Origin of the sequence: Xanthomonas sp. LMG 12462, assembly GCF_009192885.1 — a bacterium.
In the GTDB taxonomy this organism is placed as follows: domain Bacteria; phylum Pseudomonadota; class Gammaproteobacteria; order Xanthomonadales; family Xanthomonadaceae; genus Xanthomonas_A; species Xanthomonas_A sontii.
This window is the reverse complement of the sequence record NZ_NMPP01000001.1, coordinates 16,369-27,487: the sequence shown is the minus strand read 5'-3', so window position 1 is coordinate 27,487 and position 11,119 is coordinate 16,369. Positions and strand designations below refer to the sequence as shown.

The following is an 11,119-nucleotide window of genomic DNA, read 5'->3' as shown; positions in this document are numbered from 1 at the left end:
TGTCAGCCAGAAGGGACGGCTACCATGACCGCCGCACCCAGCGCGCCGCCGCCGGCGCACGCCTGGTCCGCCGCTGCGTCCACCCTCTCGTTCCTGGAGCCAGTCATGCCCCCCGCATCCTCGCCGTCCGCTGCCCCCCACCTGGACACCGTGGTGTTCGATCTCGGCGGTGTCCTGATCGACTGGAATCCGCGCCATCTGTACCGCCGCCTGTTCGACGACGAGGCAGCGATGGAAACCTTCCTGCGCGAGGTGTGCAGCCCGCAGTGGAACGAGCGCCAGGATGCCGGACGTCCATGGCAGGAGGCGGTGGCCGAACTGAGCGCGCTGCATCCGACGCATGCGCCGATGATCGCCGCCTACCACGCGCGCTGGCCGGAGATGCTCGGTGGGGCGCTGGATGCCACAGTGGCGGTGCTGGACGAACTGCGCGGGCAGGGCGTGCGGCTGTACGCGTTGACCAACTGGTCGCACGAGACCTTCCCGATCGCGCGCGAGCGCTACCCGTTCCTGCAGTGGTTCGAGGGCGTGCTGGTGTCGGGCGAGGAGCGCCTGGTCAAACCGGATCCGGCGATCTTCGCGCTGCTGTGCGAACGCTATGCGATCGACCCGGCGCGGGCGGTGTTCATCGACGACGCGCCGCGCAACGTGCACGCCGCCGCGACCACCGGCATGCATGCGCTGCAGTTCCGCGACGCCGTCACCTTGCGCGAGGACCTGGTCGCGCTGGGCCTGCTGCCGCCGCGCGCGCCAGCGCCCTGATCCGCGCCGCGCCGTCGCCGCGCCCTGGCGATCACGGTGCCGGCGCCGTTGCGCCGGCAGCGATGCCATTGGCCGCTCCACGCCCTGCGAGCGGCCGGCCGTTGGCCGATGCCGTACGAAACGCCGTGGCCACTGCCGCGCGGGCGCTGTCGCCAGGCTTTCCGCTGGCCGCCATCGCAGCGTCATATCCCTGGGATTAAATAACGAACTTTAAGTTACTTAATTCGGTCAACCAGGGGACATCGCCATGCAACCACTCACCCATCGGCGCCGCGCGCTGATCGTCTGCGCGCTCGCCGCCAGCTGCCAGGCCGCGCTCGCGCAGGACGCCGCGTCCACCACGGCGACGCTCGCTGCCGACGCCAGCGCCGTCGCGGCCGCCACCGCACCGGCCGTCGGCGACGCCACGCCCGACACCACGCCCAACGCCGCCGCCAGCGACGACGGCACCACCACGCTGTCCAGCGTGATGGTCACCGGCGTGCGCAAGGCCAACGCCGCCGCGATCGAGAGCAAGCGCGCGGCCACCAACATCACCGACGTGGTCAGCTCCACCGACGTGCGTGCGCTGCCGGACACCACCATCGTCGAGGCGCTGCGCCGCATCCCCGGCCTGTCGGTGCTGCCGGCCACCGACAACGAACATCCGCGCGACGAAGCCGCCACCCCGGTGCTGCGCGGCCTCGGCCCGTCCTACAACAACGTCACCATCGACGGCCTGACCGTGGCCTCGCCGGGCACGCCCAACGGCACGCTGGGCTCGATCACCCGCGGCGTGCGCCTGGACATCCTGCCGGCCTCGATGGTCAGCGAACTGCAGGTCATCAAGACCTTCACCCCGGACCTGGACCCGAACGCCACCGGCGGCGCGATCAACCTCAAGACCCGCAGCGCGTTCGAGAACGGCGGCAAGCCGTTCTTCACCGCCGAGGCCTCGCTGGGCCATGCCAACGACGTCGGCAAGCCGCGCGACCAGGACGACCCGGGCTATCGCCTGCTCGCCACCGGCAGCCGCACCTTCGGCAGCGAAGGGCAGTACGGCCTGACCCTGTCCGGCAACTACCAGACGCTGAGCAGCTACACCGAAACCCACATGACCACCGACACGGTGCACTACGGGTTCTACGACAACAGCGGCGCACTGCAGAGCGGCACCAACCTGGGCAACGGCTGGGCCGTGCCGCAGCAGGACAAGTACTGGTACGTGATGGACAAGCGCGACCGCTACGGCCTCACCGGCAAGTTCGAGGCGCGGCTGAGCGAATCCCTGCAGGCCTACGCCATGGCCGGCTACTACTATTTCCGCGACAACATGGAGCGCAACGAGGTCATCCTCGATCCGCGCAACCGCAACCGCGTCTACAACCAGACCGCCACCAGCGGCACGTACCCGGTCGGCGACGTGGAAGTGGGCTACTCCAACCAGATCACCACCACCCGCACCAAGCTCGGCCAGACCGGTTTCGAATGGCGCCCGGACGACCGCCAGGTGCTGTCGGCGCGCGCGTCCTGGTCCGATGCCACCTATGCCGAACCGATCAAGATGATCAAGTACGTCACCGGCGCGCAGCGCCCGGCGGCGGTGCCGACCGGGCAGACCGGCCCCGGCGTCACCGTGGTGCCGACGGCAGCCTATGGCTTCAACTACGACACCTCCGCACTCAACCAGCGCTTCCCGATGGCGGCGCAGGCGTACTACAACTACGACAACTACAGCCTGCTGTACTGGCGTCCGGACTACCAGCGCAATGCGCGCGACAAGGTGCTCACCGGGCGCCTGGACTACGCCTTCAACCGTGGCGAGATGGACCGCGGCTTCGGCTTCGGCAGCGGCCTGAGCTACACCCGCGACGAACCCGGTTTCGATATCTACCGCGTCGAATACCAGCCCAACCGCAGCGCGCCGCCGCTGAAGATCGCCGACGTGCTGGCGCCGTCCAATGCGCCGATGCGCTACCTGGGCCTGAACCTGATCGCGATCGATCCGGACAAGGCCAACCAGGTGCTGGGCGCCACGCCGCTGAGCGCGTTCAACCGCACCGACCAGAGCGCCTTCAGCAACCAGGACAACTTCAGCCATCGCGAAGAAATCTTCGGTGCCTACGGCCTGGTCGGCTATCGCGCCGACGATTTCGATGTGGAAGCCGGCCTGCACTACGACCATACCGACCAGTCCACCGTCGGCCGCCAGCGGCAACTGGACGCGGCCACCGGTAGCTACGTCTACGTCGATGCGCCGACCGAGTCGCGTTATGCCAAGGTGCTGCCGTCGGCGGTGATGACCTACCACGTCAACGACCGCCTCGACCTGCGCGCCGGCGCCAGCCGCACGCTCGGCCGCCCGCCCTACGACGCCTACGCCGCGCGCACCTCGATCGGCTTCGTCAACAGCAGCGACATGGGCAATCCCAACGCGCAGGGCGTGACCGTCACCATCGGCAACCCCGACATCAAGCCGCGCGTGTCCACCAACCTGGACCTGTCGCTGGAATGGCGCCTGCCCGACGATTTCGACGGCATGCTCGCCGCGGCACTGTTCGACAAGCGCATCCAGGACGAGATCTTCACCCTCTCGCGCACCGACCAGTTCAGCTTCAACGGCACCACCTATTCCAACGTGCTGATCAGCACTCCGGCCAACGCCGCCAAGGCGCACGTGCGCGGCCTGGAACTGAGCGCAGTGTTCAACACCTTGTTCCCGGGCGTGCCGGCGCTGTCCGGCCTGGGCGCCAGCGCCAACCTGGCCCTGCTCGATGGCGGCATGGACGTGCCGTTCACCAGCGGCGGCGCGCCCAACCTGGTGCAGAGCCAGCGCACCGTCGATCGCCTGGTCGGGCAGCCGGACTACACCGCCAACGCCTCGCTGTTCTACACCGTCGGCGGCGTCGAACTGCGTGCGGCCTACAACCGCCAGGGCAAGGCGCTGCGCGCCATCGTCAGCAACATCGCCTGGCAGGATCTGTACTGGGCGCCGCGTTCGCAGCTGGACCTGTCGGCGACCTGGGCGGTGAGCAAGCAGCTCAGCGTGGTCGGCCAGATCAGCAATGTCACCCACAGCCGCCTCACCAGCTTCACCGGCCCCGGCGAGAACCTGCTGAAGGACAGTTATTCGATGCCGACCACCTACTGGCTCGGCCTGCGCTTCACCCCGTCGCTGTGACCGTTGCCGGAGACCTTCCATGAACCTGCTTTTCTCGCGCGGCGCGATCATTGCCGCACTGCTGACCGCGACGGCCCCGGCCATCGCCGCCATCGCCCCGATCCAGGCGCGCCTGGCCGCACCCGACGGCGGCATCTTCGTCGTCGCCCACCGCGGCTGCCACAATCCCGCGCCGGCGCACGGCTTTCCCGGGCACGCACCGGAGAACTCGCTGCTGGGGCTGGAGCGCTGCGTGGCGCTGGGCGTGGACATGCTCGAAACCGACATCCGCCGCGCCGGCGATGGCACCCTGGTGATGTTCCATGACGCCACCGTCGACCGCACCACCGACGGCACCGGCAAGGTCGCCGAACTGACCTGGCCGCAACTGTCGCGGTTGCGCCTGCGCGACGACGAGGGCGGCGCCGACGCGCCGCTCACCGACCAGCATCCGCTGACCCTGCAGCAGATGCTGGCCGCGGCCAAGGGCCGGATCATGCTCAATCTCGACGTCAAGGCGCCGATCTACGCCGAGGTGGTCGACGCGGTGCGCCGCGCCGGCATGGAGCGGCAGGTGGTGGTGAAGACCGAAGTTGGCGTCGCCAGCCAGGACCTGGCGTCGATGCCGCCGTTCGACCGGATCAACTTCACCCCGGTGCTGCTCAACCCGCCGGGCACCGACGACCTGGTGCAGACCGTGCGCACCCAGACCGACGGCAAGGTGCGGCCGGTGGCGATCGAACTGCCGCGGATGCGTCTGGCCCAGTTGCCGGCGGTGACAGCGCTGGCCAGGCAGCGACAGGTGCGGCTGCTGGTCAATACGCTGTGGGAGGGCTTCGTCGCCGACGTCGGTGGCGATGCCGATGCGGTGCGCGATCCGGAGGCGGTGTGGGGGCGGCTGTACCGCGCCGGCATCGGCGCCTTCCAGACCGACGAACCGGAAGCGCTGCTGCGCTATCGCGCGTCGCTGGAAAAGCCCTGACCGGCGCATGGCCGTTCAACTGTCCGTAATCGGTCGCTGCGCGACCGCTTGCGGACGCCGCGACCGCGCGCGCAGCGGTCGCGGCGCAACGGATTCAATGGGTTAGCGCGGTTCGCCGATTGGCATGCGGCCTGCTGTACAGCAGGCATGGATATCGCGAAATCCCCGAACCGTTCGTTCTGGCACCGCCGCCGCCGCTGGCTGGTGGCGGCCGCCATCGGCGTGGTGCTGTTGGGCGTTGCGCTGCTCGGCAGCGGCCGCGCCGCACCAAGGGTGGCGCGCAGCGAAGTGTGGATCGATGCGGCCACGCGCGGCGAGATGCGTCGCGAGGTCCGCGCCAACGGCGTGCTGGTGCCACGGCAGATCCGCTGGATCACCGCCGGGGCGCCGGCCACCGTGCAACAGCAACGGGTCGAGGCCGGCGCGCGCGTGCTGGCCGATACGCCGATCCTGCAACTGGTCAACCCGGAACTGGAGGCCGGCCTGGATCGCGCACGCGCCGCGCTGGCCGGCGCCGATGCCGACTTGGCCGCACTGCACGCCGCGTTGGCCTCGCAACTGCTGGACCAGCAGGCGCTGCAGGCGCAGGCCGAGTCCGAGTTGCAGATCGCGCAGATCAAGGCCAAGGCCTACCGGCGCGGCCACGACGGCGGCGCGATCTCGGCGATCGACCTGACCCAGAGCCAGATCGTCGAGGCGCAGCAACGCGGCCGTGCCGATATCGAACGCAAGCGCGTCGCCGCGTTCCGGCAGAACATGGCGGCGCAACTGCGTGCGGCACAGGCACGGCGCGAGCAGGCCGCCAGTGCGCTGGCCATCGCCACGCAACAGGCCGACTCGCTGCAGGTGCGTGCCGGCAGCGACGGCATCCTGCAGCAGGTGGACGTGGAGCCCGGTCAGCGCGTCGAGGCCGGCGCCAAGCTGGCGCGGGTGGCGCGCCCGGACGATCTGCTGGCGCGCCTGCAGGTGCCCGAAGTCCTGGCCAAGGACGTGATCGAAGGCCTGCCGGTGGCGGTGGACACGCACAACGGTGTGGTCGGCGGGCAGGTGGCGCGGATCGATCCGGCGGTGCGCAGCGGCAGCGTGGCGGTCGACGTGCGGCTGACGCCGCCGTTGCCGCCCGGCGTGCGCCCGGACCTGTCGGTGGATGGCCGCATCGTGCTCGGCACGCTGCGAGACGTGGTCAGCATCCCGCGCCCGGCGCTGGCCGTGCCCAACGCCGCCGGCAGCCTGTTCGTGCTGCGCGACGGCGGCGACACCGCGCAGCGCATCCGCGTGCGCTTCGGCGCCGCCTCCAGCGACCGTATCGAAGTCCGCGCCGGCCTGCGCGCCGGCGACCGCGTCGTGCTGTCCGACACCAGCCAGTGGAATGCCGACGCCACCTTGCGCTTACGCTAGCCTCACCAGGAGAGATCCCGCATGACCGCAGTTCCCGCACCATCCGCCGCGCCGCTGATCCACCTGCACGGGCTCAGCAAGGTGTTCCACACCGAGGAAGTGGAAACCCACGCCCTGGCCGAGATCGCACTGGACGTGGCGCCTGGCGATTTCGTCGCCATCACCGGCCCGTCCGGCTGCGGCAAGTCGACCCTGCTGTCGATCCTGGGCCTGCTCGATGCGCCCAGCGGCGGCACCTACCGGCTCAACGGCCGCAGCGTCGCCGAGCTGGACACGGTCGGCCGCGCACGCATCCGCAACGCCGAGATCGGCTTCATCTTCCAGGCCTTCAACCTGATCGCCGACCTCACCGTGGAAGAGAACGTGGCGCTGCCGCTGACCTACCGCGAGGGCGCCCAGCGCGGCCAGATCCGCCAGCGCGTGCGCGAGGTGCTGGAGCTGGTCGGCATGCAGCATCGCCACAAGCACTATCCGGGGCAGTTGTCCGGCGGCCAGCAGCAGCGCGTGGCGGTGGCGCGCGCACTGGCCGGCAACCCGGCGATCCTGCTCGCCGACGAACCGACCGGCAACCTGGACAGCCGCAACGGCGAGGCGGTGATGCAGTTGCTGGAACAACTGCACGACCACGGCACCACCTTGTGCATGGTCACCCACGATCCGGCGTTCGCGCGGCGCGCGCAGCGCATCGTGCACATGCTCGACGGCCGCATCGTCGACGAAGACACCTTCGAGCGGTTGCGCCACGAACAGGACGTGGCGCTGCCGGCGCGCGCTGTGGGGCAGGCACGATGAGCGCCGCCCTGCAGTGGGCCGAGATGCGGCAATCCTGGCGCACGCTCGCGCGCAAGCCGGGCTATCTGCTGCTGGCGGTGCTGACCCTGGCGCTGGGCGTGGCCACCACCACCGCGGTGTTCGCGCTGCTCGACCAGGCCTTGCTGAAGCCGCTGCCGTTCCCGCAGCCGGAGCGACTGGTCACCCTCGGCCTGTCCAGCGACCCTGGCCGCAATGTCGCTGCGCCCGGCTATTACCCGGTGTTGCGGCGCATGTCGAGCCTGCAGTCGGTGGGCATCGCGCGCGGGTTCCCGGTGCCGGCCAACGTCGCCCGCGGCGCTGCCAGCGAGGTGGTCGCGTCGATCAGTGCCGATGCCGGCTTCCTGCGCACGCTCGGCCTGCCGATGGCGGCCGGGCGCAACTTCAACGACGAGGAAAGCCGGCCTGGCGGGCCGCAGGCGGTGATCCTCAGCCACCGCTTCTGGCAGCGCTATTTCGATGGCGACCCGTCTGCGGTGGGACGCACCCTGCAGGTGGAAGGCAAGCCGGTGCAGATCGTCGGCGTGCTGCCGGCGGCCTTCCCCTGGGCCGAGCCGTTCGATCTGATCCGCAACATGCAGCCGGACCTGGCCGCGACCAACCTGTCCACCAACGAGATCGTGGTGGCGCGGTTGCGGCCCGGCGTCAGCGCGGCCGCCGCGTCCGCGCAGACCGCGACGACGCTCCAGGCCCTGTTGCGCAACAGCCCGCACATGGACGCGTCGTGGTGGGCGTCGCTGCAGCGACGGCCGCCCAATGCGCTGCCGTTGCAGGACAGCCTGTACGACGCCAACAGCGGCAACACCCTGTGGCTGTTCTTCGCCGCGGCCGCCTGCGTGCTGCTGATCGCCGCGATCAACCTGACCAGCCTGATGTTGTTGCGCGCGCTCGGGCGCAGCCACGACAGCGCGGTGCGTGCCGCACTGGGCGCCTCGTGGCTGCGCTTGAGCCTGCCGGCATTGGCCGAAGGCGTGCTGATCGGCGCGCTCGGCAGCCTGGCCGGCCTGGTGCTGGCCTGGCTGGGGCTGCGTCTGCTCGGCGGCTGGGTGCCGCTGATGTGGATGCGCGGCGAGGCGCCGCATCTGAGCGGCGCCAGCGTGCTGTTTGCGCTGCTGGCCGGCGGTGCGACGGCGCTGTTGGCCGCAGCGCTGGGCATCGTCCGCGGCCGCCGCCGCAATCTGGTGACTGAACTGGCTGGCGGTGGGCGCGGCGGCTGGAGCCTGCAGGCCGGCCGTCTTGGCCGCGTCCTGGTGATCGCGCAGGTGGCCATCGCCGTGGTGCTGCTGATCGGCGCGGCCCTGTTCACCCGCACCCTGCAGAAGCTGGCGGAGGTGCCGATGGGCTTCGAGAGCCGCTCGGCGGTGGTGTTCACTCTGGCGCCGGTGAAGGAGCGCTACGTCACCGCGGCCGATGCGGTGGAGCAGACCCGGCGCATCGTCGCGCGCTTGCAGCAGGTGCCTGGCATCGACCGCGTGGGGGTGTCGACCAATCCGCCGACGGCGACGCGGTTGAGCTGGAGTGTGGAGATCGATGGCGCGCCGTCCGTCGATAGCCAGTACCGGTTGGCCACGCCGCAGTTCCTGGAGGTCTTCCGCATTCCCTTGCTGGCCGGGCGCGGGATTGCCGACAGCGATGTGGCCGGAGGCGAGCGTGTCTGCGTGGTCAGCGCCAGCTTCGCTGCGCGTTACCTGCACGGGCAGGCGCTCGGCAAGATCGTCAGCTTGCCCGACGACGGCGGCGACCACCGCATGTCGATGCGCGTGGTCGGCGTGGTCGGCGACGTGCGCCACACCAGCCCGGCCGAGCCACCGGAGCCGACCGTGTACCAGCCGCTGGCACAGATGAGCGAGCCGATGTGGCAGATCCTCCGCGGCTTCTGCGCGCTGACCTATGCGGTGCATCTGCGAGCCGGCGCACTGGGTGCCGACGATCGCACGCTGCGTGCCGCCATCGACGAAGTGGCGCCGCAGCAGCCGATCGCCGAGCTGCAACCGATGCAGACGCTGGTCGCCAGCACCACCGGCGAACAGAAGCTCAACCTGCTGCTGGTGGGCCTGTTCGCGGGGCTGGCCTTGTTGCTGGCGGCGGTCGGCCTGTATGCGGTGATGGCGGTGGCGGTGGCCGCGCGCCAGCATGAGTTCGGCGTGCGCGCCGCGCTCGGCGCGCCGCCGGCGCGGTTGCGGCGGCAGGTGTTGGGCGAGGCCGGCGTGCAGATCGGGGTGGGCCTGCTGCTGGGCCTGGGCGTGGCGATGGCGCTGTCGCGACTGTTGCAGCGGTACTTGTTCGAGGTGCGCGTGGCCGACCCGCTGGCGATCGGTGCGGTGCTGCTGGTGCTGGCCGCGGCCGGCCTGCTCGCCGCGCTGGCACCGGCGCGGCGCGCGGCGCGGGTGCCGCCGATGCAGGCCTTGCGCGCCGAATGATGCGCTTTGCGTTCCGATGCGGGTACGCCACCACAGGCGCCGTGGCGCCTGTCCGCCACGCCTGGCCGCTAGACTCTGCGCCATGACCGACGCCCGCACACCGCCGCTGCCGCGCATCCTCGTCGTTGACGACCAGGCCGACGTACGCGAGGCCTTGCGCATGCTGCTCAAGAGCGCCGGCTACGGCATGGTCGGCGCCGAGTCGCCGGAGCTGGCGCTGGCCTGCCTGCGCGGCGACGCGTTCGCCGCGGTGCTGGTGGACATGAACTATGCCCGCGACACCACCTCCGGCGCCGAAGGCCTGGCATTGATCGCGCAGATCGCCGCGCAGTGGCCGGGGCTGCCGGTGATCGCGATGACCGCCTGGGCCAGCATCGAACTGGCGGTGGCGGCGATGCGCGAGGGCGCGGTGGATTTCATCGAAAAGCCCTGGCAGAACGCGCGGGTCCTGGCGGTGCTGGAGAGCCGCATCGCGTTGGATCGCAGCCGCCGCGCTGCGCAACGGCTGGGCGAGGCGCAGGCGCTGTTGCTGCAGGACGGCGCCGCCGGCTTCGTCGCCGAATCGGCACCGATGCAGCAGCTGGTCGAGGATCTGCTGCGCATCGCCGGCAGCGGCGCCAACGTGCTGCTGCTGGGCGAGAACGGCACTGGCAAGAGTTTGCTGGCGCAGCTGCTGCACCAGTGGTCGCCGCGCCGCACGCAGGCCTTCGTCAAGGTCAACATCGGCGGCCTGGCGCCCACCCTGTTCGAGGCCGAACTGTTCGGTCACGTGCGCGGCGCCTACACCGACGCGCGCCAGGACCGCGCCGGCCGTTTCGAACTGGCCGACGGCGGCACCCTGTTCCTGGACGAAATCGGCAACCTGCCGCTGCAGCAGCAGCCCAAGCTGCTGCGCGCGATCGAGGACGGCGAGTTCGAGCGGCTCGGCTCCTCGCGCACGCAACGGGTGGACGTGCGCATCGTCGCGGCGACCAATGCCGATCTGGAGGCGGACGTGGCGGCCGGCCGCTTCCGCCAGGATCTGCTGTACCGGCTCAACACCTTCCAGGTACGCGTGCCGCCGCTGCGCGAGCGCGGCGCCGACATCCTGCCGCTGGCGCGGCATTACCTGGCCGCCGCCTGCACCCGCTACCGGCGGCCGCTGCCGACGCTGGCGCGCGACGCCGAGCGCGCGCTGCTCGGTTACGCCTGGCCCGGCAACGTGCGCGAACTGGCGCATGCGATGGAGCGTGCGGCGCTGCTGGCCGATGGCAGCACCCTGGGCAGCGACGACCTGCGCCTGCAGCCGGCGACGAATGCCGCGCCGGCACTGTCGACGCAACTCACCCTGGAAGAAGCCGAGGCGCTGCTGCTGAAGCAGGCGCTGGCACAGCACCAGGGCAACCTGCAGCGCACCGCCGACCAGCTCGGCATCACCCGGCAGAGCCTGTACCGGCGCCTGGGCAAGCACGGGCTGCGCAGCGATGACGCCGGCTGAGCGACAGCGCTTCCGGCCGCTGTGGCTGGTGGCGCCGGCCGCGCTGGCCTTGGTGCTGGTGCTCGCCGCCGGCGCGCCGCGGTGGCCCGAGGCGTTGCTGTTGCTGCTGTGCGTGCTGCTGCTGACCGCTG

General features: G+C 70.7%; 7 protein-coding genes. All 7 read left to right on the top strand.

Features of this window, described 5'->3' with window-relative positions:
* Positions 1-105: 105 nt before the first annotated feature.
* The 7 genes from CEK69_RS00115 (at position 106) to CEK69_RS00085 (ending at position 10,988) form a co-directional block, all read left to right on the top strand.
* On the top strand, positions 106-762 hold the full coding sequence (locus tag CEK69_RS00115; RefSeq protein WP_193313844.1) for an HAD family phosphatase: 657 nt from the start codon (positions 106-108) through the stop codon (positions 760-762).
* A gap of 247 nt (positions 763-1,009) precedes the next feature.
* Positions 1,010-3,922, top strand: coding sequence for a TonB-dependent receptor (locus CEK69_RS00110; RefSeq protein ID WP_152243070.1), 2,913 nt, complete (start codon positions 1,010-1,012; stop codon positions 3,920-3,922).
* A 19-nt stretch (positions 3,923-3,941) separates the two neighbouring features.
* On the top strand, positions 3,942-4,883 hold the full coding sequence (locus CEK69_RS00105) for a glycerophosphodiester phosphodiesterase family protein (protein WP_152181536.1): 942 nt from the start codon (positions 3,942-3,944) through the stop codon (positions 4,881-4,883).
* A gap of 147 nt (positions 4,884-5,030) precedes the next feature.
* Complete coding sequence (locus CEK69_RS00100) at positions 5,031-6,281, top strand: efflux RND transporter periplasmic adaptor subunit (RefSeq protein WP_152243068.1); 1,251 nt, start codon at positions 5,031-5,033, stop codon at positions 6,279-6,281.
* 21 nt (positions 6,282-6,302) lie between these two features.
* Complete coding sequence (locus tag CEK69_RS00095; protein WP_017910819.1) at positions 6,303-7,073, top strand: ABC transporter ATP-binding protein; 771 nt, start codon at positions 6,303-6,305, stop codon at positions 7,071-7,073.
* Positions 7,070-9,511: an ADOP family duplicated permease gene (locus tag CEK69_RS00090; RefSeq protein ID WP_152243066.1), complete on the top strand. Its 2,442-nt coding sequence runs from the start codon at positions 7,070-7,072 to the stop codon at positions 9,509-9,511. Before CEK69_RS00095 ends, CEK69_RS00090 begins: the two co-directional genes overlap by 4 nt.
* 82 nt (positions 9,512-9,593) lie before the next feature.
* Positions 9,594-10,988, top strand: a complete 1,395-nt coding sequence (locus CEK69_RS00085; RefSeq protein WP_152243064.1) for a sigma-54 dependent transcriptional regulator — start codon at positions 9,594-9,596, stop codon at positions 10,986-10,988.
* The last annotated feature ends 131 nt before the right edge of the window (positions 10,989-11,119 follow it).